The following is a 22,910-nucleotide window of genomic DNA, read 5'->3' as shown; positions in this document are numbered from 1 at the left end:
CTGGACGGTGCCAGCGGTGAGCTCAATGCCATTGCCCGCTTAATGGGCCAGGGCACCAGCGAGCAATTCGAACGCACCGATCAGGTGGCGACGGCGATGACCGAAATGTCCGCCACAGCCCAGGAAGTGGCACGCCATGCCGTCGATGCCGCGCAGGCGGCCGATGATGCCGATCAATCGGCGCAGCAGGGCGGGAAGGTCATGCAGGGGACCATCCACACCATCACCCGGATGCGCGGCGAGATCGCCAACACGGCCAAGGTCATCCGTCAGTTGGAAACCGACAGCGGGCGCATCGGCAAGGTGTTGGAGGTGATCCGCGGGATCGCCGAACAGACCAACCTGTTAGCCCTCAATGCTGCCATCGAAGCCGCGCGGGCCGGGGAGGCGGGGCGCGGTTTCGCGGTAGTCGCCGATGAGGTGCGCAGCCTGGCCCAACGCACGGCCTCGTCGATCATCGAGATCAACCAGATTATCCAGACCGTACAAACGGGTGCGGTGGACGCGGCCCATGCCATTGAGAGTGGGCAGTCGCGCAGCGAAGAAAGTGTGGAGCAAGTGACCCAGGCCGGTGTGATGCTCGAACGCATCACCCAGGCTGTCGAAGCGATTCGTGACATGAACCGCCAGATCGCCACCGCAGCCGAAGAGCAGACTTCCGTGGCCGAAGACATTTCCCGCAACCTGACTGAAATCACCTGCATTGCCAGCACTAACCTGGACAATGTGCAGCGTACCGAAGCCGCCAGTCGGGATTTGCACGGTTTGTCGGGACAGTTGAATGAAGTGACGGCGAGGTTGAGTGCCTGACGGTCGTTCGCGACAGGTATCGATAAATGCAAAAGAGCCGCGCAACCCTAAGGTTGCGCGGCTCTTTTTTACTGATGGATCAAGTGTCTTGCTTGTTGCTCAAGACTTTGCCGGTCGAGGCATCGAAATCAACATCGAACTCTTTGCCGTCGGCTGTTTTCAATTCGACTTCATATTCATAACCGTTGAAGTGGTTATCCAGGTCGGTGTCGGTGATGGTGGCGCCCGGGTGCAACTTCAGGGCTTCTTCGTTCATCGATTCAAGGGACTTGATCTTGTCGTCCTTGACCAGTTGAGAAATTTGATCGACGCGAACATCCGCCTGGGCCAGGCCAGCAGTCAGGGTCAAGGCAACAGCGGTAAACAGGGCAGTCAACGTTTTCATGAGATCTTTCCTTGGTGTCGTTAAGGGTGAGTCGTTTTAAGTGGGTTCAGATTAACTGTGGCAACTTAATTCACCCTTAATTCGAAAAAACCTGAAGCAAGTTGCCTGGCAACTGTCTTGCGACTCAGTAGCCGTTCTTTTCCAATAGTTGCACCACGCTGCCTGTCTCGGGACGCTGGAGGTACTTGAGCAGTTCACTGGCACGGTTGGTGAAGATGCCATCGACGCCGGCATCCATCACTTTCTTGAAGTCCACAGGTTCATCCGCGGTGTAGACATGTACCAGCAAACCTTGGTCATGGGTGTACTGGTTCATCCATGGCTGCACCAGGTCCGCGTAACTCTGGCTGCCGCCGTGGGTCAACATCGCCGAAGGACCGGTGCCGATGGCGCCGTGGGCCTTGGCATACTGGACCCACTGCTCGAATTCAGCCTTGTCCTTGGGTTCTTGCTTGGCGTAATAGGCGGCCTTGTCCGTTTCGCCGGACTGGGCAAAAGGTACCTTGGACTTGGGCTCGATGTTGCCTTCGCCCACCCACAACAGCAGGATCTTCGGCACCTTTGGCATCTCTTTGTGCAGCAGTTCGAGACTGCTCTTTTCAAAGGTCTGCAAGACCACTTTGCCCTTGCCCTGGCCGACCCCCGTGGCCCGCTTGGCCAGTTTTGACCCGGCCGGGCTCAGCCAACCACGGTCCTGCAATTTGTCCTTCAGGTCGCGCTCGATATCGGGGAACAGCTTCGGCTCCTTGGTTTCGATGTACAGCCCGGGTTTTTGCTGCGGGTTGCCCTCGGCGATATTGATCACTTCATCGAGGGTCAGGATTTTCAAGCCCACGAACGAAGGCCGCGCGCGGTCCGGGTAAGCGGTGTTGAACCAACTGCCGGCATCGAGGGTTTTGAGCTCCGCCATGGTGAATTCGTTGGCGGTGCTGTCCTTGCGCTCGGGGAATTTGACCGCGACATCCGTGGTGCGCAGCAAGCTGTCGTCATGCAGGACGAACAGCACGCCGTCCTTGCTGCGTTGCAGGTCCAGTTCCAGGTAGTCGGCGCCCAGGTCGCGGGCCAGCTTGTAGGCGGCAGCGGTTGCTTCCGGCGCGTCGAACGAGGCGCCGCGGTGAGCGATCACGGCGGGATGAGGAATCCCCTGGAGGGCCGCCAAAGCCTTGGGGCTCGGGGCCTCGGAGGCCTGTGCCTGACCGAAGCCGAGCAACAGGCTCAGCATCAACGCACTGCGGATGAAGGTGACAGGCATGCTCGAGATCCTTTCGTAGGTTTTGCAAAGAGCTATCTTTTAGCAACTGAACGCAGGCGGCGCTATCGTCATATCGACATAAATATGTGTAAAGCAGATTTTTCCCACGCATTTTCGGGATGCTTTGCAGTACCCTTGGCGCACCAGTTTCCCCGGCAGAGGGAAACCTGAAACCATCGTTCACTTGCCTTGTGTGTAAACCATTGATCAGACGTCCTGCGAGACGCATCCGTGAGGTTTACCATGCGCACCACTTCGACATTCATCTGCCAGGCCGCCGACCAGCTCAAGGGCTTTGTTGGCCTGAACCGCAAGACCGGCCAATACATCGTACGTTTCAGCGAAGACGCCTTCGGCATGGACGTGGCCGACGACGGCATCATCCCTACCTGCGAATTTGTCTGGGCTCCCGTGGCGGACGGCACCATGGCCCTCAAACGCGAGCGGATCCAGTTGCTGCTGGACCAGCACATCGACGACCGGATCAACCTCTGCGAACCCTTGCGGGTGTACATGGCCCGCAGCGACCTGCCGGAAATCGTGGCGGTGCGGCAGTTGGTGGCAGGCTGAGCCTCAATCTTGAATTGAACAGAGATCCTGTGGGAGCGAGATTCAGTGTGGGAGCAAGGCTTGCCCGCGATGGCGGCGGCACATTCAACATCGCAGCAAGCTGACCCACCGCTATCGCGAGCCAGCTCAGCTCCCACAGGGGATTTGTGGTAACCGCCGGCCCTCCACAGGTTTTGTATCCTGGCATCAGGTTTGGCGGCGGAACGCATAATCGCGTTCGACCTTGCACACCCTCGTGTGGCAATGGGCATACCAGGTGGAGCGGCCGCGCTCGCGGATCGCGCTGTGTTCGGGATGCTGCTTCCAGGCCAGGATCGCTGCTTCGCTGTTCCAATAGGACACGGTGATGCCCAAGCCATCTTCGCCGCGCGCCGATTCGACGCCGAGAAACCCCGGCTGCTCTCGAGCCAAGACCAGCATGCGCTCGGCGGCTTCGGTGTAACCTTGGTCCCCCTCGGTGCGCAGGGAGGTGAAAATCACGGCGTAGTAGTGGGCGCTCATGGCGTTGTCCTGGCGCATGCTTTGACAAACGCGCTGACCAGCGGCGGCACGCGCCCTTCCAATGCGGCACGTTCAGGTTGGAACAGCGTGGCGACAAAGAACGGATGGCCCTGCAGCTCCACTGCGCGCAGGCCGCCGGCGGAGTCCCGGGCCACGGCGTGCAGGCGCTGATTGAGTAAGTCCTTTTCAAAATCCGGGTTGACCCCGAAGCGGCAATGGTAGCCCTCGAATACCATCTGGGTTCCATAAGCCTTGGTAATCAACGAGTCCGCATCGAGCTGGAGACTGTCGATGGTTTCGATCAAGGCACAGCTCAGCGGCGTCAGCAACGCCCGTTCAGCCTCGGGATCGTTTTCGCCATGGGCGGCATCGACCCACCCCCTCACGTTGCGGGCGTATTCCAGCACGGCATGTTGAAAACCACCGCAGGTGCCTAGGAAAGGGCGACGCTGTTCGCGGGCAAAACGAATCGCCTGCAAGGCGCCGGTTTCGTTTTGGTAGGGACTGCCCGGCACGCACCAGATACCGTCGAAGCCCTCTAGCACAGCGTTGTCGGCGATCAGCGGCGTTGCCAGCCAGTGGACGCGAATGTCATGGCCGGTTTGCCCACCGGCCAGTTCAAGTGCGACGGGGATCGCGCGGTGAGCGGTGATGTGTGGGTCGTGGTCGCCGACCAGGGCGATGTGTAAAGGACGCTGTTTTTCCATGAGAGACTCGCCGCTTGTTGATTCCTGGTCGCCACTATAGATTGGCGTTCACGCAATCAATATTGGCGTTTATCCAAGTGATCAATGCAGCAGCGCACTATCGTCTGGACTATTCCGACTTGTCCCTGATCCTGGCACTGGTCCGTGGTGGCTCACTGGCCCGGGCCGCTCGGTTGCTGCAGGTAGACGTGTCCACGGTATTTCGTTCGGTACGTCGACTGGAGGCGGCCCTGGGCCAGCCCTTGTTTGAAAAAAACCGTTCCGGGTACTTGCCCACGAGCCTGGCCCAGGCACTGGCCGAACAAGCCGAGCGCGCCGAACAGGCGTTGGAGGCGGCGCGGGTGGGTGTGGAGCAGGGCGGTGAGGTCATCAGCGGGACGGTGCGCCTGACGTGCAGTGACTCGGTCCTGCAAGCCTTGTTGCTGCCTGCACTGGCGCGCTTCATGCCTGCGTATCCGGCGCTGGCCCTTGAGCTGAGCACCTCGAACGACTTCGCCAACCTGAGCCGCCGCGATGCCGACATTGCATTGCGTCTGACCCGTACACCGCCGGAACATCTGGTCGGTCGAAATCTGGGCAATGTGGCTTACCGGGTATGTGCCAGTACCACGTATCTGCGCTCGGTGGATGCGAATGACCTGGCCGCCATGACGTGGATCGCACCGGACGATTTCCTCCCGGATCACCCTACGGTAGCCTGGCGCCGCCAGCATCTACCCGGCGTGGTGCCCGCCTATCGCTGCAACAGCATGCTCTCGGTCACCGAACTGGTGCGAGCCGGCTTGGGGGTGGCGGCGCTGCCGGACTTTCTGGTCGAGGAACACCAGGGCCTGATGCCCTTTGGCGAACCGCTGGAGGGTTATGACACGGCCCTGTGGCTCCTGACCCGTCCGGACTGCCGGGCCTTGCGTTCGGTGGTGACCTTGTTCGAGGAGTTGGGGCGCAATCTGCGGTGGGGCTGACCCTCAGACTTGGTAACGGCTCAGGAACATGTCGAGGGCAGATTCGATCACCCGAGTCTGCTCATCCTGGGGCAGGCTGGGTTGCCCCATCGAAACCTGCGGCCAGAAGGCGAACGTCTTGAGCAGCCCATGCATTTGCTGGGCGGCAAATGCCGGCTCCCCGGGTTTCAACCGGCCATCGGCCTGGGCTTGGCGAATCCAGGCCGTCAGGCCTTCTTCACGCTGGCCCATGCGCGACACCATGTCCTGGGCTCGCTCGGGGGAATGAATGGTCGCGGCGATGGCGATGCGCGCCAAGTCGAGAAAGTTCTCGTCCGCCAGCATGTTCAGTTTGGCTTGCAGCAACGTTTGAAGCTGTTCCCGCAGCGGCTTTTGCGGGCTGTAGGGCATGTCCTGTTCTGCGGTAATGCTGTTCCATAACCGGTTGAGAATTTCGGCAAACAACGCTTCCTTGCTCGGGAAATGGTTATACACCGTGCGCTTCGATACGCCGGCAGTCGCCGCGATCTTGTCCATGCTGGTGATCTCGAAACCGCTGCTACGGAATTCAGCAATCGCGGCCTGGAGGATGGCTTCGCGTTTTCGCTCGGTAAGGCGCTGCGGTACGGTCATGGGCAATTCGTCGGTTGAGATGATAGAGCTTACACTCGGCAGTTTACTTGCTCCCGGGATTCATGCAATCTAGAAACTACACCGAGTGGTGTAGTTTTGAGTCAAGCGGCTGAGCGTGCATGCAACGGCCATCCAGCGTCCCACAACGGCGAAGCGCAATTGCGCCGACGCCCTTGGAGTTATCGCACCATGACCATTCCCTCTCTTTCGACCGACAATCCGTCCACCCAGGACGCATCCCGGCATGAACAGGGCAAGTATCGCAATCATGCCTTCACCCCTCGGGAAGGCTTTGGCACCACCCTGCGCATCATCTGGAACATGATCTTCCACAAGCCGCGCACCACTCGGCCTTCGGGCGCCATCGAGGTTCAAGCGCTGACGCGCGCCGCGCTGCTGGCGGCGCCGAACAACAGCGTATTCCGTCTCGGCCATTCCACTCTATTGCTCAAGCTGCGGGATAAATTCTGGCTGACAGACCCGGTGTTCTCCGAGCGTGCCTCACCTGTGCAGTGGGCCGGCCCTAAGCGTTTTCATCAGCCGCCCATCAGCCTGGAGGAATTACCGCCGATCGAAGCAGTGATTCTTTCCCACGATCATTACGACCACCTCGATCGTCAGGCCATCCTCAAGCTGGCGGCCAAGACTCGCCACTTCCTGGCCCCCCTTGGCGTGGGCGACACCCTGATCAAATGGGGCGTCGACGCCAACAAGGTACGTCAGTTGGACTGGTGGCAAGGTACCGAGGTGGACGGTATCGAGTTCGTTGCGACACCTTCCCAGCATTTTTCCGGGCGCGGCCTGTTCGACAGCAACAGCACCTTGTGGGCCTCATGGGTGATGATTGATGGCGCCACACGAATTTTCTTCAGCGGCGACACTGGATACTTCGACGGTTTCAAACGCATCGGCGAACGATATGGCCCCTTTGACCTGACGCTGATGGAAACCGGTGCCTATGACGTCGATTGGCCCCACGTCCACATGCAGCCAGAGCAGACCCTGCAGGCTCATATCGATCTCAAGGGCCGTTGGCTGCTGCCGATCCACAACGGTACGTTCGACCTGGCGATGCATGCCTGGTATGAACCTTTCGATCGCATCCTGGCCCTGGCCTGGGAACGCAATGTTCACATTGCCACGCCGCAAATGGGCGAAGCATTCACCCTGACGCAGCCGCAACGTGGCCGCGCCTGGTGGCTAGACGTGGAGCCCTCGGCGTACCAGGATCAGGCCGGTATCGCCTAGCACTCACAGGGTTGGCGTTATTCAATCATTGCGTAGTCGGAGCGCCCCATTGGGTCCGGTGTCGCGCCCTTGATGTTCATGCCCCGCCCTGGTGCGAAGCCGGGGAAGAACACCAGGCCCTCGGCCTCCAGGCGAAAGGCCAGGGCCAGGCGAGTGACATCGAGCAACTCGCCACCGGTCTCGAAGCGGCGGATGGCCTGGACCGAAACGCCGGATTGGTGGGACAGTTCCTCGACACTCCAGCCCAGCATGGCTCGGGCCTGTGCACTGTGAGCAGGGGTGAATTGATAGACAGCGATGCGTTCCAGGGTGGTTTTGATTGCGAGAGAGGCCATGGGGTGCTCCAAAGCTGTTGGATTTAAAAATACTGTGTTTTTGTACAGTTGTTTTGAATCCCGATCAATCTCATTTTTTGATCAATGACCGGCGGTCTTCTCCAGCCAGGCGCTCGGGGCGTGACCCAGTACGCGACGAAACATCGTGGAGAATGCCGCGGGGCTGTCGTAGCCCAGATCCAGGGCTATGCGCGTCACCGAATCCCCTTCGGCCAGACGGGCCAACGCCGCCATGACACACGCCTGCTGCCGCCACTGGCTGAAACTCAGCGTGGTTTGCCGACTGAACAGGCGATTGAATGAGCGCAAGCTGACAGGTAACTGCGCCGCCCATTGCACGGGCGAGGCATGGGCGTCTGGGCGTTTCAGAAATGCCTGGCACAGACCGAGCAGGCGCGGGTCTTGGGGCAGTGGAAGGTGCAGGGGCAGATGGGCGCTGCGCAGCAGCTCGTGCAGCAGCAGATCGATCAGCGCACAATCGCGCCCAGCCTCGTCGTAATCCGGTGCAAGTTCCACGGCTTCCATCAGCAACTGGCGCATCAGGGGCGACACGCTGATGACCTGGCAACGGGTGTCCATGGCCGTTACCGCAGACGGTTCGATATACAAACTTCGCGTGCTGACGCCCAGCATCAGCACCTCATGGGCAACCCCGGGCGGGATCCACACCGCCCGTTGCGGCGGCACCACCCAATTGCCGTCCGCGGTGCTGACCTGCATGACTCCGGTGGCGCCGTAGAGCAACTGCGCACGCCGGTGGGTATGGCGCGGCAACCGATGACCGTCGGGGTAATCCGTGCCGATAGCCACCACTGGCCGTGGCGTGTCGTCCAGCAGGTCAATCGAAACATTGCGCATCGAGCGGTATCCAACGATTGGCGTAAACGCAAACATTATTGGCTTACTTGCTGAAGCAGGCCAAGCCCCATCGCTCTATCGTCGGCCTCTCTCAATTAACGGATGCTGCGCGATGTTCTACCTCTTGCTGGCACTTTTCGGCTGCATGACTGGCGTCACCGCCGTGTTGTTCGGCTTCGGCGGCGGATTCGTCGTGGTGCCCTTGCTATACCGCATGCTCACCGCCAGCCACGGCGCTGACGACCCTATCGGCCAATCGGCGATGCACATCGCCGTGGCCACCTCGACCTGCGTGATGATCGTCAACGCGCTGATCGCCACCGCCAAGCATCACCGCGCCGGTAACCTCATTCGCCACTACCTGTGGCCGTTGGGCGGCTTCATCGGCCTGGGCGCTATCGTCGGAGCTGTTGCCGCGATGTGGGCGAGTAGCGAAGTCATTCGCTATGCCTTCATCGTTTATCTGGGCGTAGCCATTCTGGACTGCTTGTTCAGACGCGGTTTTCTGACACAGTCTGACGCTGTAATCCCACGGCGATTGGGCAGGGCAGAGGTATCGGCAGGCGGCATCAGCATCGGCGCCATCGCCACTTTTCTGGGCGTGGGTGGAAGTGTCATGACGGTGCCATTGTTGCGCCGTTGCGGGCTGAATATGTCGCGCGCAACGTCCATGGCTAACCCGCTGAGTTTGCCGGTTGCGGTGGCCGGGACGTTGACTTACATGGCCATGGCCGGGTTTACCGAATTTGATTTGGGGCCGTGGTTTGTCGGTTACGTCGACTTGATGGCCTTCGCTGTGCTGACACTCGGCGCGTTAGTGGGGATTCGTCTGGCAACGCCATGGATCGGACGGATACCGGATGGGCTTCACGCTTGGGTCTATATTGGATTGTTGGTCAGTGTGATGCTGGGCATAGCTATAAAATAAATCGCTGCATGGTGTTGCTCGATAGCGCTACAGCTAGCCTGAGGCGAAGTCACTTATCGGCCAATCCCGGGGCCTCCCGAATAATAAAGTGATCCAAGTTCTCGATATTGGCACTGAACACCCCGAACGTTTCTTCGGGGTTCTTCTTGCTCGGCACCTGCTTGAACTCCGGCGTCACGCCATAAAAGAAGCAATACAACGGCGCGTCACTGTCGACGGCATGCTTGATCTCTTCCAGGAACGCTTTGCGCTTGCGGTAGTTATCGATCAGCTTCTTGCTCAGGTAAACGTTGACCGAGTAAGGCTTCTTCTTCGCCTCGTCCGGTTGTTTGAACCAGACCTTGGGTTCGAAATCGATGCGAAAGCTTTGCGTGTAATCCTTGATCTCCTTGATCTTGCCCCAGTAGATCAAGCCCTTGTTGTCCTGCAAATACTCGATCTTCTTGAAGAACGATCCATAGGGCGCCGTGTGTTCGACAATCTTCAACAGCTTGCGCTTGAGCAGGTCCTTGTCCGCGAAGTTCGACACAAAACACTCCACCGGGTGGGCGAAGACGCTGGTCTTGTCGGGTGTCGAGTCTTGGACGGAATGAGCGTCATCACCGTGGGACGATAGGGTGGGCGACGTAGGCCGAGTCGCTGTTTCAACATCCTTCGGCAGATCGGACGGTTTACGCACGTACTGACGTCGAGTCAGCAACAGCTCCGATGGAAAATGCTCTTCACGGTCGTCATCCGTTTCCACCTCGCCACTCTGCGCACCCAACCCCGGCGTTTTCGGACTGACGTAAGGACAGCCCTCGATATGCCGGGTAGTTGGCTGATTCTTGAAATGTGGCGTGCGGATGTAATTGACGTTCTTGGCGTTGAACGTCGTCAGCCGATTGTCCTCATCAAACGCCGCCCGACAGGCATCGTTGGGGCACTGAAAGCGCTCCTTGACCGAATCGAAGGCCATGGTCTCGTCGAAATTCAGATCCCGAACGTCATAGATCGAAAGCTTGGCATCGAGGCTGAGGCAGTAGGCGGTGTCGAATTTCATCGGGGCTCGGGTCCATGAGAGGAAGTGTATTAATACCGAAGGACGCGGCGGGCTGCACCCAAAGTTTCAACACACCACAAACCCCCTGTGGGAGCGAGCCTGCTCGCGATTCCCAAAACCAACCCCGCCATCAAGCCTGCCACCCACCTGCGCCCTGATATCAACCTGTGGCGGGGGGCTTGCTCCCGCTGGGCTGAAGCAGTCCCCGTTCGCAGCCGTGCAGGTCTCGTCGAACGCTCGCATAGTGGCCTTGTCGATAGCGCTGATTTTCAACAGCGCTTCAACCTGGTAATGACGGCCTCGATCCAGCATCAAAGCACGCAGTCATAGGTGCGGATGTTCTGCCTCAGCGCCGCCAGAAACGAGAAGGCATTTTCCACCCGCTCGCCCTGGAACCCGTGGTAATAGTTTTCCGGCGTCAGTACGGTGCCGGCGCCGCGTTTGTTGTCGGGGTGCAGGCAGTAGGGGATCGAAAGAAAACTACTGTCGAAGGCGCCGAGCAGGGCTTCGGACAAGTTGCTGTCGTGGGCCAGCGCGCCTTCGATCAGGCGTTTCGCGCCGCGCAGGACGCGCCCGTGTTCCTGGGAATCGAACGGAATCTGCGGTAAGACGCCGTTGGTGTTCAGGCAGTAGTCGCAGTACTCCAGCGCCGCGATATTTTCCTCTATCCGAGGAATGCGCCTTGATTCCACCGGTGTCTTGATGATCACGCGCTGCACACCCGTGGCGCGGATCATGGCCAGCGCATCGCCAGTGATTCGGCAAAAACCGCCAAGCGAGCGCGGGAAGAACCCCATGAACACATAACCGACAAAGTGATAGCTGCCCGGTGCAAAATATTCGGCCGCGAGTTGTTGGAGGGCCGTCACCGCCGCACGATCCTGCACCGGCGAGGTGCCTTGGGCGTAGGAGAACGACAGCGTCTTGATGCCATGGGCGCGCAAGAACAACCCTTCAAGAATATTGAGCGCCATCAGGATCACCGGGTCGCACATCTGCCCCATCATGCAGCCGGCGAAGCTTTCGATGTGACTGTTGTCGACGCCGCTGGACAGCACCTGACAGGCTTTCTCCCAGTGACCGAACGCCTCGCGCAACGGCGTGCGACTGTACGGCAGGCAATAGGAAATCGGCCCGCCCTCGGTGGTGGGCAGACCGACTTCGACCATGCGCTTGAAAATGTGCAACGGGTCGGGTGAACCATGACGAACCTGCACCGGCAGGCGGTAGTGCGCATCAATCTGATCGATCATGGCACGGGTCTGCGCCAGCGGATGGTTGACGATCGGATAACCGTTGAGCATCGATTCGCTGTCGATGGCCCGTTGCGCGGCCTCAAGATTGTTTACTCGGGTGAACGCATCAAGCGTGATGGTGCACACTGTATTCGCCCGGCTCGCTGCGGTGGCTTCCAGACCGGCTTGCATCCTGGCTGGGTCACTGAAGCCCATTCGCGGCTGGAGCACCGGGCCATGCGCGTTGAAGCGTTCAAGAACATGGGTGTTGAAATCGATCATCCTGATCTGCCTTTGTCTGCGAATCGGTAGGGGCTACGGGTCAGCGAGCGACCCGTTTCTCCACGTAATGCTCTGGATACAACTGGGCAGACACCAGTTCCTGAAAGGCATCGAAGCTGTTGGCCACGCTGTCGTCGAACACCTCATCGAAACCTGCGGCGCGCAGTGTGTCGCTATGTCGGGCAATGGTCTGGGGATCGTTTTCGGTGCAGATCTTGCCGCCGATATACACCCCGTCGGTGTGTTTGGTTTCGCTACGAATACGCCGCGCGAGTTCAGCGCCTTCGATGTAGCCATGGCCATTGACCGTGCTGACGACAACCATGGCGCTGGCGTGGCGGTTGAGCCGCGCGATCACCTCATCCATGGGGGTGTTCGGTCCCTGGTTCTCGACGTTGTAGCCAATGTCAGTGAGCAGGAACTCCATGAACACCAGATTCCAGCTATGGGAGTCCGAAGGTACGGTGGTGAGCAGAGCGGTTTTGCTGAAAGTCATCGTTAAATCCCTTTTAAGTGGCTGTCCTGGTTGCGTAGTACGGGAGCGCCCGCTGAAAGTTGCGAAAGTTGGTGGTCACCGAGTTGATGTAGCCCCAGTTGTCGGCGTAGTTCGTGGGAAAGGGTTTGGAACCTTCGATCCTGTCGCGTTCGCGGGCAGTAATGTAGTTCGGCCAGTCTTTGGATCGTGGGCGCCGATGATGAAAGTCGTGGCACGGTGTATCGCCGACCATCACAAACATCCGGACAAACAAGTGGAACGCCAGCATCTTGATCAGCCACACGCTGATATGGGCGAAACGTCGAACAGTTCCCGCACCTTCGGGTATGCGCAGTTCTTCGCCGATAAATACGCCGGTGGTGCTCTCGCAAATGAACTCGATGCCGCGTCGTTCCAGCACGTCCACGCTGGGCCAGGTGTGCTCGGCCGCCAGGCGAAATGTGGTGCTGATGTGGTAGCCGGCGTAGATCGGAATCACCCACGCCACGATGAACAGATCGAAATGCCCCAAGGCTGCCGACAGCAGCGCAAGGCCCGCCCAGAAGACCAGCGTCAATCCTGCAACTCGGCGGTTTGCAGCCGTGGCGGTGCCTTTCAATCGGCCCCAGCACGAGCGCAGCACGGCCAGTGGCGACAGCGCGGTCGAGACCAGTTTGGTCCACAGGGTGGCGATGCTGTCGGACGGTTTTAACCCCACCACACTTTGCAGGTAGGAGAGGGTGTCATCGTCATCGGTCAGCAGCGTTTTCGAACTGTGATGCAGAGCGTGTTCGCTCTTGTAGATATCGAAGGGTTTGAGCATCAGGACGCCGGAAATGATCCGGCCGACGGTCATATTGGTCTCGCGCGATTCGAAGACCATGTCATGGGCGCAGTTGTGGCAGATCATCACTTGCATCTGCTTGATGCCACCGGTGGCCAGGACAAAGCCCAGCAGCCACAGCGCAATGCTGGCCTGCGAATAACCGATACCGGCCAAGAGCGCGCCGCCGGCTATTAATCCCGCCGACACAACGATATGGTGGAACGGCTTCAGAGGACGGACTTTATCGAGATCTTCGGGCAGAGGCTTGGCTGTCAGCCAACTCAGAAACGGCTGCATGAACCCTGGAAGGGCGCGCATTGAGTTACGTATCATCCATGTTTCCTCTAGGGTTTTGCTCCATGCAAAAACTGTAACGTGGCCTCTGGATATTTCGAATAGAAATAGGTGGGGATCGACTTTCCATTTTTGGGTATGTCATCGACATGGATTGGGATGATCTGAAGGTTTTTATCTTCGTCGCTAAATCGAACAACGTGACCGAGGCCGGAATCTCGCTCAAGGTTTCGGCCTCGACGGTGTCGCGCAAGATCGCGGCGCTTGAGGAATCGCTCGGTACGGTATTGTTTTCGAAGAAGACTAACGGCTACTTCCTGACTGAAGCGGGAAGGGCATTGTTGCCATTGGCACTGGAAACGGAGGAGCGTTTCAAACTGATCGAGCGGCAGATGTCGCAACCGGGTGATCGGATGGCGGGACAGGTGCGCATTGATTGTCCGGAACTCATGGGCACGCACTTGATCATTCCGCAACTCGCGGCATTTCATGATCAGCACCCCGAGATCAGCTTCGACTTCATTAATTCGGCGGTGTCGTCGAAACTCACACAGAGCCACAGCGATATCATTATCCGCTTGCGCAGACCGGAGAACGGTAACTTCACCATGCGTCGGGTCGGGACACTGATGCAGGGGCTTTTCTGCTCCCAGGCTTATGCCGATGCCAACGGTCTGCCGGCCGAACCCGCCGACCTCAAGCACCACAGCCTGATCGGCTGGACCGAAGAAATGTCGTATATGCCGCTCGCCCAATGGTTGAACGAAATGGCCGGAGACCAGAGGCTGTGGATGCGCGTTTCAAACCTGAATGCGCAGCTCAAGGCCGTCGAGGCCAATCTGGGGATTGCCGCGTTACCCGTCTATGTCGGACATCAGTCCGGTCTGTGCCAGGTATTGGCCAATCGCCCTGCGCGTAGCTCGGAAATCTGGTTGCTGCGCAATCAGGCGACCCAGGGTGTGAGCCGCGTTGATCGAGTGGTGGAGTATCTGACGGAGCTGTTTCACGGCAAAGCGGTCGCCTGCACTGACGGCCGTCTTACCGCCAGGTCATGGCACCAGAATCAATGAACCCTGGGTTTGGCGGTATTGCATGACGCAGTGGGTCTGGGCAGCCAGCACGAGGGGAAAGTGCGTTATTCGCGGCAAACGAATCGCGCCGCTGGACACCGCTTGCAGCACCCGCGCGGCCGCGCGGGTCAATTCAGCGTTGTCGCCGATGTAATGCTTCAACGACGGCCGCGTCACATGCAGCGAGCCCATTTGCCCGAGGCGGGACAGGTTGAAATCCGTCACGTCGCCCGAAGCATTGCCAAACAACACGAGGTGGCCGCGCGGGCGCAAACTCGCCAATGACAGCTCTACGGTATCTTTGCCGATGGAGTCGAACACGACATGGGCGCCTTTGCCACCAGTCAATTCACGGATCAATCCAAGTGTATCTGGCGCTTCGGCGTCGAGGGCCGCGATGCACCCCGCATCCAGAACCTGGCGGCGTTTGGCTTCGGTCGAAGCGAGACCTATCACGCGCACCCCGCGAGCGACCAGCCAGCTTGTGGCAATGCTGCCCACGCCGCCCGCCGCCGCGTGCCATACCACAAAGTCACCAGGCGCCAGCGGCACGCAGCGATGCGTCAGATATTCGGCCGTCAGCCCTTTGAATACGACGCCTGCCGCGACTTCGCTCGGCACGTCATCGGGCAGGCGTATCGCCCGCGAAGCGCGAACGACCGCGTGACCGGCGTAGCTGCCGGTCGAGCTGTCGACGAAGGCCACTCGATCACCAATGGCCAAGCTTTCCACCTGCGATCCACATTCGACGACACGCCCCGCACCTTCCATGCCCAAGCCCCTGGGGAAGGCTGAGCCATCGTCCAGCGCGCCGGAGCGCCGGTGCAGGTCGATGAAATTCACGCCGGCGGCCTCGATGGCCACAGTGATTTCTTCAGGGCCGGCAGTACGCAGCGGGTATTTGCGCAATTCCATGACGTCGGGTGTGCCGGGGGCGGCGAAGACAATTCCGTGGGTCTGGGTCATGGGAGCCTCCTTAAAGCGGGCCGATGCGCAGGAAAATCCATACAGCAACCGCTATCAGCATCAGGCCGAACGCAGCGTTCTGAAACATCAGCCATTTGGGGCGCGATTGGATCAGTTTCTGTACGGTCGACCCCATCGACACCCAGATGACGTGCGAGAAGAAGTTCAGCGAAATCAGCGCCGCACTGAGGATCAACACGACAGTGCTGCTGGTCTCGCCGGAAGGCATGAACGTGGAAAACATCACCAGCAACATCACGATTCCTTGCACGTTGCCCAGTTGTACAACAATGCCGTCCCGAAATTGCAGGTGCATGGCCTTGTCGGTGGGCGCCTTCAGTGGACGACGCAGCATGCGCACACCCAGCCACAAGATGTAGAAACTGCCCACCACTTGTAGCGCCCATACCAGCATCGGATTGTTCGTCAGCGTGTGATAGAGGCCCAAGCCGACCAGCACGGCGATCAGGAAGTAGGTCATGTCGAGCCCGACGATAAACCGCACCGAACGACGCACACCGCTTTGCGCACCCGACGTCGCCACCATCAAGTTGCCAGGGCCTGCACTCAGGGTCAGCGGCACCATGGTCGATAGCCAAAGCAACCAGTTGATGCTGAAAATTTCTTGCATGTTGTCTTCCTTGAATCAAAACGCGGATTTAACTCCAGCAAGTCTAATTCGCAGTTGCTCCTAAGGTTATAGCGAAGAGCGCAAGGCGGTTTCTCATAAATGGGGGAAGGGTGGTAGGGAGGGGGGTGAGCTGCTCGCGATTCCCAAAAACAACCCAGTCATCAAGCCTGCCACTCACCCGTGACGAGGGGATTTATCCCCGCTGGCTGTGGCCCCTTTTACGGTTCCAGCCTGAAGTAATCGGTATCATAATGCCGGTTATAGCCTGGCCTTCCAGCTAACCGGCAATATATTGCCGAAACAACCAATAGAGTTTCGATGAAAGAGAACACGGGTGAACGACGCAGGGTGATCATCGACGACATCGTCATGCAACATGTGACATAGCGGCGCGAGCCCGACGTAGAGGATGTAAGAAAAATCCCAACTAGCTATTTCTCCACACAGAGTTGCAAATGTCCTTAGACAGTACGCGGTTCTATGTTCGGCGGTTAGCTACTACGTTGGGCGTTTCTTAGGCACCTGCGACTAAGATAAGTAACGAGGCGATACGGCGTCAATGCGGAAAGATTCTGAGTTTTTCGTAGGGCAGAGGTGGCGTGCCTGTCCTGAAGTTAAACGCGGCTTTGGTTCCGTTGAATACAAAAAACCCCGTTTTCACGGGGTTTTTAGTTACGCGTGGAGCCTAGGATTTTTCTTTCGAATCAATCCCAGCTCAAAGCCCCACCCGTCTGATACTCAATCACGCGCGTCTCAAAGAAGTTCTTCTCTTTCTTCAAGTCCATGATCTCGCTCATCCAAGGGAACGGGTTAGTCGTCCCTGGGTACTCTTCCTTCAACCCAATCTGCGACAAGCGACGGTTAGCGATGAACTTGAGGTAGTCCTCCATCATCGCCGCGTTCATGCCCAACACGCCGCGAGGCATGGTGTCGCGGGCGTATTCGATTTCCAGTTGGGTCCCTTGCAGGATCATCTGGGTCGCTTCTTCCTTCATCTCGGCATCCCACAGGTGTGGGTTTTCGATTTTGATCTGGTTGATCACGTCGATGCCGAAGTTCAGGTGCATGGATTCGTCGCGCAGGATGTACTGGAACTGCTCGGCGACGCCGGTCATTTTGTTGCGGCGGCCCATGGAAAGGATCTGGGTGAAGCCGCAGTAGAAGAAGATGCCTTCCAGGACGCAGTAGTAAGCGATCAGGTTGCGCAGCAGCTCTTTGTCGGTCTCCGGGGTGCCGGTTTCGAACTTCGGATCGGAGATCGAACGGGTGTATTTCAGGCCCCAAGCGGCTTTTTTCGCGACCGATGGGATCTCGTGGTACATGTTGAAGATCTCGCCTTCATCCATGGCCAGCGATTCGATGCAGTACTGGTAGGCGTGGGTGTGGATCGCCTCTTCGAACGCCTGGCGCAGGATGTACTGGCGGCATTCCGGGTTGGTGATCAGGCGGTACACGGCCAGGACCAGGTTGTTGGCAACCAGGGAGTCGGCGGTGGAGAAGAAACCCAGGTTGCGCATCACGATGCGGCGCTCGTCGTCGGTCAGGCCTTCCGGGGTTTTCCAGAGGGCGATGTCGGCGGTCATGTTGACTTCTTGCGGCATCCAGTGGTTTGCGCAGCCGTCCAGGTACTTCTGCCAGGCCCAGTCGTATTTGAACGGCACGAGCTGGTTGAGGTCGGCGCGGCAGTTGATCATGCGCTTTTCATCGACGGCGACACGGGCAGAGGCGCCTTCGAGTTCGGCGAGGCCTTCGGCGACGTCGAGTTTGTCGAGGGCGGCCTTGGCGCGAATGATCGCGGCCGAGTCGCTGGCCGTCACGGCCCGGGCTTCGAGGGCGGCGGCACCGCCGGCGCTGTCGAGGCGGTCCATGTTGGCTTCAGAAGCGTGGCCGGCGTTGGCGCCTTTTACAGCAACTTCGCCGTCTTCTTTGTCGAATTCGTCCCAGCTCAGCATGACGTGTCGTCTCCTGCGTGAGGGCCAGATGCCCGATAAAGGCCTACTGGCCGCGGTGGATCTTGGAAAAATCGTTTGTTGCAGCAGCTGACGCAGGCAATAAACAGAAAAATGTACGGGTCATTCCAGAGCGGCTGTGAACGCGAGGAGGCGATTGGCCTCTGCGTGGGCTCCAGGTTGGCGTGACCCCCTGTAAGGGGATATTGCAGGCCCGTTTAAGGCGGCATTATAAGGACTTTTTTGCCTACGTGCTGCGGCGAAATGGCTCACAGAAGGGCGAGTGGGCGGCATATCCGCGTGGGAGCGAGGGTTTACAAGGCTTTGGCCGCTGAAGATTTTTTTTGTATGGGTCGGATCTCGATTTTTTTTGATCAAAAAACGAGCATTTTCTGCATGTTTACACTACATGTTGTGTTTGCGGAGGGTTTTCGGCAGTTATAGACACAACCAGGCCCGGTCGAAACCGGGTGCTGGAAAATGTCAGTAATGATCAAACGATGCGGGCTGAGCGGGTGCGATCGTAGCCATCGGCGGCAAAGGTAGCAGAACCGGTGCGGTCGTAGCCGTCTTGCGTGACGGTGGCGGAGTCGGTGTGGTCGTAACCGTCTTCAGCGACTGCGCTAGCGGTGCGATCAAATCCGTCGGCGGCGAAGGTGTTGGTGGCCAGCACGGACAGGGTCAGGGCCAGGATCAGTTGGGTTTTCATGGTGGTTGCTCCAAATTCCGTTATCAAGTCAATCAGCCGTTGGAGCAGCCGTTGCCCATGACGCTGTAGCGCAGGATGTGGCGCTGGCCCTTGGAATCGTCGTATTCCATCTTCGCCGGGACCACTTCGCAGACGTTCGGGATCTCGCTCATGGAGATGACTTTGGCGATGTCCAAGTGGGTGGAGTAGGTGTACTCCTCAATGGTCGGTTTTTGCTGTGCGACATCGGCCGGGGCCTCGTCTGCCATCGCGGTGGCGCAAAGGCTGCCGAGGACCAGGACCCATAAAACTTTCATCTAATTCACCTTTCTTGAAGTCGAGAGGGGGCACGCAACCTTTTTGGGGTTGCGTGTAGAGCTGATTTTGGAAGTTTGATTAACGGCCTTCGTGGGGGCTGTGTTGCGCTAATCGTGTTTGCCGGTTGGCGAGGTGGATTTTAGGAGGTGAGGGTGAGGGTAAACAGGCTCGGTTTTGATAAACACTGTTGGTTGATCTGGTAATAATCGTCGTAGGAAGCGGTGGCTGGCTGTTACATCAAGCATTGATACTGACTGACATACCGCCATCGCGAGCAAGCTCGGCTCCCACAGGTTTGGCTCTGACGCAGGAACATGCTGGCAGGCAGGGACTGCACGTTAGTACCGACATTTTGTAGGGCCTTGTTACTACCATCGTCGAATGGTTCTATAGGCCCGCCCCGGGCTACAACGGGACCATACAAAAACAACTATTCACCGAGGTAAGAAAGATGAGTGCGGCTTCTGTGTATCCCGTTCGTCCCGAGGTTGCGGTCAATACGCTGACTGACGAGGCGACCTACAAGGCCATGTACCAGCAGTCGGTCGTCAACCCGGACGGCTTCTGGCGCGAGCAGGCCAAGCGCCTCGATTGGATCAAGCCTTTCACCACGGTGAAGCAGACTTCCTTCGACGATCACCATGTCGATATCAAGTGGTTCGCCGACGGCACCTTGAACGTTTCCTACAACTGCCTCGACCGTCATCTGGCCGAGCGCGGCGATCAAATTGCGATTATCTGGGAGGGCGATGACCCTGCCGAGAGCCGCAACATCACCTATCGCGAGCTGCATGAAGAAGTCTGCAAGTTCGCCAACGCCCTGCGCGGCCAGGACGTGCACCGCGGCGACGTGGTGACCATTTACATGCCGATGATCCCTGAGGCCGTGGTCGCGATGCTGGCCTGTGCCCGGATCGGTGCGGTTCACTCGGTGGTGTTCGGCGGTTTCTCGCCTGAGGCACTGGCCGGGCGGATCATCGACTGCAAGTCCAAAGTGGTGATCACTGCCGACGAAGGCGTTCGCGCCGGTAAAAAGATCCCGCTCAAGGCCAACGTCGATGACGCGCTGACCAACCCGGAAACCAGCAGCATCCAGAAGGTTATCGTGTGCAAGCGCACCGGTGGCGGCATCAAGTGGAACCAGCACCGCGACATCTGGTACGAAGACCTGATGAAGGTGGCTGGCACCGTTTGCGCGCCGAAGGAAATGGGCGCCGAGGAAGCGCTGTTCATCCTCTATACCTCCGGTTCCACTGGCAAGCCCAAGGGCGTGCAGCACACCACGGCTGGCTACTTGCTGTACGCGGCGCTGACCCATGAGCGGGTGTTCGACTACAAGCCGGGCGAGGTCTACTGGTGCACCGCTGACGTGGGTTGGGTCACCGGCCACAGCTATATCGTCTACGGCCCGCTGGCCAATGGTGCGACCACGCTGCTGTTCGAAGGCGTGCCGAACTACCCGGATATCACCCGGGTGGCCAAGGTCATCGACAAGCACAAGGTCAGCATTCTCTACACCGCGCCGACCGCCATCCGCGCGATGATGGCCTCGGGCACCGCCGCTGTCGAAGGCGCTGATGGCAGCAGCCTGCGCCTGTTGGGTTCGGTGGGCGAGCCGATCAACCCGGAAGCCTGGGACTGGTACTACAAGAACGTCGGCAAGGAGCGTTGCCCGATCGTCGACACCTGGTGGCAGACCGAAACCGGTGGCGTGCTGATCAGCCCATTGCCAGGCGCTACGGCATTGAAGCCAGGTTCGGCCACGCGTCCGTTCTTCGGTGTGGTGCCGGCGTTGGTGGACAACCTCGGCAACCTGATCGAAGGCGCTGCCGAGGGCAACCTGGTGATCCTCGATTCATGGCCAGGCCAGGCGCGTACGCTGTACGGCGACCATGACCGTTTTGTCGACACCTACTTCAAGACGTTCAGTGGTATGTACTTCACCGGTGACGGTGCGCGTCGCGACGAGGATGGCTATTACTGGATCACCGGTCGGGTGGATGACGTGCTCAACGTGTCCGGCCACCGCATGGGCACGGCCGAGATCGAGAGCGCCATGGTCGCCCACCCGAAAGTCGCCGAAGCGGCGGTGGTCGGTGTGCCGCATGACATCAAGGGGCAGGGCATCTATGTCTATGTCACCCTCAATGCCGGCGAAGAAACCAGCGAGGCCCTGCGCCTGGAACTGAAGAACTGGGTGCGCAAGGAAATCGGTCCGATTGCTTCGCCGGATGTGATCCAGTGGGCGCCGGGGCTGCCGAAAACCCGCTCCGGCAAGATCATGCGCCGCATCCTGCGCAAGATCGCCACGGCGGAGTACGATGGGTTGGGTGATATCTCCACCCTGGCCGACCCGGGCGTGGTGGCGCATCTGATCGAGACGCACAAGACCATGAACGTTGCCTGACAGTAGCGTGTAGCACTGAAAAGCCCCGCCCGGCATTTGCCGAGTGGGGTTTTTTTATGTGCTGAGTGGCATGCACCTTTGTGACTAGGAAGCTTGCTCCCGCTCGACTGTACCTTGTAGGCGCAATGTAGGCGCTATGTAGGAGCTATGTAGGAGCTGTCGAGTGCAACGAGGCTGCGATCTTCCCCCAGGCACTTGAGTCGCAAGCGAAAGATCAAGATCAAGGTCAAAAGATCGCAGCCTTCGGCTGCTCCTACCCCCCCAGCGGGAGCAAGCGTTCTCACCACAGATTCGGCGGATGAATAAATATCGGCGTTTAAAGTAGGAGGTGTCTGAACGTTACCGGTGTTTCGAAATGTGTAACCAAAGGCGCCGCAACGGGGCGATGTGAAACGCCAAGCCCCGTTACAGGGCCGCTCCAGGTCTCTCTCAAAATAAGCCGACACGCTGTGCTTGCCGGATTAGAAGGGTTTGCGAATAATGGGCCCGCTATTTGCAGCATGGATCGGTTTCCCTTCTTTTGCTCTTGCATGATTTTGCGGGGCTGTCAATGCGTTCGGGCAGCTTTCTCGGTGCTTCTGTAATTTGTTGTCGCATTGAAGAAATATCGGCTTCGGGCCTGTCGTTAGAATGCCGATCACTCGCTCGTCGTGGCTTGCGTTGAATTAACCGTGAGCTTCCTAGGACGCAGTACCAACGTTCGTTTCACTCATTCGCATATTGGGCTGTTGCTCACTCTGCCGTTTTTGCCCTTTACCGATGGAGTCCCAAGATGAAGAAACTTGTGCTGCTTGGCGCCCTGGCACTGTCCGTGCTGTCGCTGCCGACATTCGCCGATGAGAAGCCCCTGAAGATTGGTATCGAGGCGGCTTACCCTCCGTTCGCCTCGAAAGCTCCGGATGGCAGCATCGTCGGTTTCGACTACGACATCGGCAATGCGCTGTGCGAAGAGATGAAGGTCAAGTGCGTGTGGGTCGAGCAAGAGTTCGACGGCCTGATCCCGGCGCTCAAGGTCCGCAAGATCGACGCGATCCTGTCGTCCATGTCGATCACCGAAGATCGCAAGAAGTCGGTTGATTTCACCAACAAGTACTACAACACCCCGGCCCGTCTGGTGATGAAGGCCGGTACCCAGGTCAGCGACGGCCTGGCCGAGCTCAAGGGCAAGAACATCGGCGTGCAGCGTGGTTCGATCCACGAGCGTTTCGCCCGTGAAGTCCTGGCCCCGCTGGGTGCCGAGATCAAACCATACGGTTCGCAGAACGAGATCTACCTGGATGTGTCTGCCGGCCGCCTCGACGGCACCGTGGCAGACGCTACGCTGTTAGATGACGGCTTCCTCAAGACCGATGCTGGCAAGGGCTTCGCATTTGTAGGTCCGGCCTTTACCGACGAGAAATATTTCGGCGACGGTATCGGTATCGCGGTTCGCAAGGGCGATGCCCTGAAAGACAAGATCAATGGCGCGATCACCGCCATCCGCGAGAACGGCAAGTACAAGCAAATCCAGGACAAATACTTCGCTTTCGACATCTACGGCAAGTAACGACGTCCCGCCA

At 58.7% G+C, this 22,910-nt stretch carries 24 protein-coding genes; 8 read left to right on the top strand and 16 right to left on the bottom strand.

Annotation, left to right across the window (positions count from 1 at the left end; all coding sequences use genetic code 11):
- Positions 1–42: 42 nt before the first annotated feature.
- Positions 43–810 (top strand): methyl-accepting chemotaxis protein, encoded by a 768-nt coding sequence (locus AACY42_RS28500; protein WP_445261532.1) that lies wholly within the window; start codon positions 43–45, stop codon positions 808–810.
- Between the two features lie 79 nt (positions 811–889).
- Here AACY42_RS28500 and AACY42_RS00815 read toward each other — a convergent pair whose 3' ends face one another.
- A complete protein-coding gene (locus AACY42_RS00815; protein ID WP_339475337.1) occupies positions 890–1,195 on the bottom strand; it encodes a PepSY domain-containing protein in 306 nt (101 codons plus the stop codon).
- A 124-nt stretch (positions 1,196–1,319) separates the two neighbouring features.
- Complete coding sequence (locus AACY42_RS00810) at positions 1,320–2,447, bottom strand: glycerophosphodiester phosphodiesterase (RefSeq protein ID WP_339475335.1); 1,128 nt, start codon at positions 2,445–2,447, stop codon at positions 1,320–1,322.
- 243 nt (positions 2,448–2,690) lie between these two features.
- On the opposite strand from AACY42_RS00810, the gene AACY42_RS00805 reads away from it, so the two are divergent.
- Positions 2,691–3,017: a DUF2025 family protein gene (locus tag AACY42_RS00805; protein ID WP_339475332.1), complete on the top strand. Its 327-nt coding sequence runs from the start codon at positions 2,691–2,693 to the stop codon at positions 3,015–3,017.
- Positions 3,018–3,203: 186 nt separating this feature from the next.
- Here AACY42_RS00805 and AACY42_RS00800 read toward each other — a convergent pair whose 3' ends face one another.
- Both AACY42_RS00800 and AACY42_RS00795 read right to left on the bottom strand, forming a co-directional pair.
- Positions 3,204–3,518 carry an antibiotic biosynthesis monooxygenase family protein gene (locus AACY42_RS00800; protein WP_339475330.1) on the bottom strand — a complete coding sequence of 105 codons (315 nt, stop codon included), beginning with the start codon at positions 3,516–3,518 and terminating at the stop codon, positions 3,204–3,206.
- Positions 3,515–4,225: a CTP synthase C-terminal region-related (seleno)protein gene (locus tag AACY42_RS00795; protein WP_339475328.1), complete on the bottom strand. Its 711-nt coding sequence runs from the start codon at positions 4,223–4,225 to the stop codon at positions 3,515–3,517. Before AACY42_RS00795 ends, AACY42_RS00800 begins: the two co-directional genes overlap by 4 nt.
- A 14-nt stretch (positions 4,226–4,239) precedes the next feature.
- Between AACY42_RS00795 and AACY42_RS00790 the strand changes: the two genes are divergently transcribed.
- Entirely contained in the window at positions 4,240–5,187 is a 948-nt protein-coding gene (locus tag AACY42_RS00790) for a LysR family transcriptional regulator (protein ID WP_339475326.1), read from the top strand.
- 3 nt (positions 5,188–5,190) lie between these two features.
- On the opposite strand, the gene AACY42_RS00785 is transcribed toward AACY42_RS00790, so the two are convergent.
- Positions 5,191–5,799, bottom strand: a complete 609-nt coding sequence (locus tag AACY42_RS00785) for a TetR/AcrR family transcriptional regulator (protein ID WP_339475324.1) — start codon at positions 5,797–5,799, stop codon at positions 5,191–5,193.
- Between the two features lie 189 nt (positions 5,800–5,988).
- Between AACY42_RS00785 and AACY42_RS00780 the strand changes: the two genes are divergently transcribed.
- Positions 5,989–7,047, top strand: coding sequence for an MBL fold metallo-hydrolase (locus tag AACY42_RS00780; RefSeq protein WP_339475321.1), 1,059 nt, complete (start codon positions 5,989–5,991; stop codon positions 7,045–7,047).
- 17 nt (positions 7,048–7,064) lie between these two features.
- Here the strand turns inward: AACY42_RS00780 and AACY42_RS00775 are convergent, their stop codons facing one another.
- Together AACY42_RS00775 and AACY42_RS00770 are read right to left on the bottom strand one after the other, a co-directional pair.
- Positions 7,065–7,382: a helix-turn-helix domain-containing protein gene (locus tag AACY42_RS00775; protein ID WP_339475319.1), complete on the bottom strand. Its 318-nt coding sequence runs from the start codon at positions 7,380–7,382 to the stop codon at positions 7,065–7,067.
- A gap of 81 nt (positions 7,383–7,463) precedes the next feature.
- On the bottom strand, positions 7,464–8,240 hold the full coding sequence (locus AACY42_RS00770; protein ID WP_339475316.1) for an AraC family transcriptional regulator: 777 nt from the start codon (positions 8,238–8,240) through the stop codon (positions 7,464–7,466).
- A 112-nt stretch (positions 8,241–8,352) separates the two neighbouring features.
- On the opposite strand from AACY42_RS00770, the gene AACY42_RS00765 reads away from it, so the two are divergent.
- On the top strand, positions 8,353–9,168 hold the full coding sequence (locus AACY42_RS00765; protein WP_339475314.1) for a sulfite exporter TauE/SafE family protein: 816 nt from the start codon (positions 8,353–8,355) through the stop codon (positions 9,166–9,168).
- Positions 9,169–9,217: 49 nt separating this feature from the next.
- Here AACY42_RS00765 and AACY42_RS00760 read toward each other — a convergent pair whose 3' ends face one another.
- The 4 genes from AACY42_RS00760 to AACY42_RS00745 all read right to left on the bottom strand — a co-directional run bounded on the left by AACY42_RS00760 (position 9,218) and on the right by AACY42_RS00745 (position 13,361).
- Positions 9,218–10,210 (bottom strand): hypothetical protein, encoded by a 993-nt coding sequence (locus tag AACY42_RS00760; protein WP_339475312.1) that lies wholly within the window; start codon positions 10,208–10,210, stop codon positions 9,218–9,220.
- A gap of 311 nt (positions 10,211–10,521) precedes the next feature.
- The gene (locus AACY42_RS00755; protein ID WP_339475310.1) at positions 10,522–11,727 is read right to left on the bottom strand and encodes a methylaspartate mutase; all 1,206 of its coding nucleotides are present in this window, start codon (positions 11,725–11,727) and stop codon (positions 10,522–10,524) included.
- 40 nt (positions 11,728–11,767) lie between these two features.
- On the bottom strand, positions 11,768–12,223 hold the full coding sequence (locus AACY42_RS00750; RefSeq protein ID WP_339475308.1) for a cobalamin B12-binding domain-containing protein: 456 nt from the start codon (positions 12,221–12,223) through the stop codon (positions 11,768–11,770).
- 13 nt (positions 12,224–12,236) lie between these two features.
- Positions 12,237–13,361, bottom strand: a complete 1,125-nt coding sequence (locus AACY42_RS00745) for a fatty acid desaturase (RefSeq protein WP_339475307.1) — start codon at positions 13,359–13,361, stop codon at positions 12,237–12,239.
- A 110-nt stretch (positions 13,362–13,471) separates the two neighbouring features.
- On the opposite strand from AACY42_RS00745, the gene AACY42_RS00740 reads away from it, so the two are divergent.
- A complete protein-coding gene (locus tag AACY42_RS00740) occupies positions 13,472–14,392 on the top strand; it encodes a LysR family transcriptional regulator (protein ID WP_057448656.1) in 921 nt (306 codons plus the stop codon).
- On the opposite strand, the gene AACY42_RS00735 is transcribed toward AACY42_RS00740, so the two are convergent.
- The 5 genes from AACY42_RS00735 to AACY42_RS00715 all read right to left on the bottom strand — a co-directional run bounded on the left by AACY42_RS00735 (position 14,372) and on the right by AACY42_RS00715 (position 18,943).
- Entirely contained in the window at positions 14,372–15,358 is a 987-nt protein-coding gene (locus tag AACY42_RS00735; RefSeq protein ID WP_339475306.1) for a quinone oxidoreductase family protein, read from the bottom strand. The genes AACY42_RS00740 and AACY42_RS00735 overlap by 21 nt on opposite strands.
- A gap of 10 nt (positions 15,359–15,368) precedes the next feature.
- Positions 15,369–15,989: a LysE family translocator gene (locus AACY42_RS00730; RefSeq protein WP_339475304.1), complete on the bottom strand. Its 621-nt coding sequence runs from the start codon at positions 15,987–15,989 to the stop codon at positions 15,369–15,371.
- A gap of 704 nt (positions 15,990–16,693) precedes the next feature.
- Complete coding sequence (locus tag AACY42_RS00725; protein ID WP_339475302.1) at positions 16,694–17,941, bottom strand: ribonucleotide-diphosphate reductase subunit beta; 1,248 nt, start codon at positions 17,939–17,941, stop codon at positions 16,694–16,696.
- A 490-nt stretch (positions 17,942–18,431) separates the two neighbouring features.
- A complete protein-coding gene (locus tag AACY42_RS00720; RefSeq protein ID WP_339475300.1) occupies positions 18,432–18,647 on the bottom strand; it encodes a hypothetical protein in 216 nt (71 codons plus the stop codon).
- Between the two features lie 32 nt (positions 18,648–18,679).
- The gene (locus AACY42_RS00715) at positions 18,680–18,943 is read right to left on the bottom strand and encodes a DUF2790 domain-containing protein (RefSeq protein ID WP_339475297.1); all 264 of its coding nucleotides are present in this window, start codon (positions 18,941–18,943) and stop codon (positions 18,680–18,682) included.
- 452 nt (positions 18,944–19,395) lie between these two features.
- Here AACY42_RS00715 and acs point away from each other — a divergent pair, with 452 nt between their 5' ends.
- Positions 19,396–21,351, top strand: a complete 1,956-nt coding sequence (gene acs / locus AACY42_RS00710; RefSeq protein WP_339475294.1) for an acetate--CoA ligase — start codon at positions 19,396–19,398, stop codon at positions 21,349–21,351.
- A gap of 772 nt (positions 21,352–22,123) precedes the next feature.
- Positions 22,124–22,897, top strand: coding sequence for an ABC transporter substrate-binding protein (locus AACY42_RS00705; protein WP_014339812.1), 774 nt, complete (start codon positions 22,124–22,126; stop codon positions 22,895–22,897).
- Positions 22,898–22,910: the final 13 nt, after the last annotated feature.

It is taken from the genome of Pseudomonas sp. RL_5y_Pfl2_73 (genome assembly GCF_963970515.1).
GTDB lineage: Bacteria > Pseudomonadota > Gammaproteobacteria > Pseudomonadales > Pseudomonadaceae > Aquipseudomonas.
This window is presented reverse-complemented; position numbering and strand designations above follow the sequence as displayed.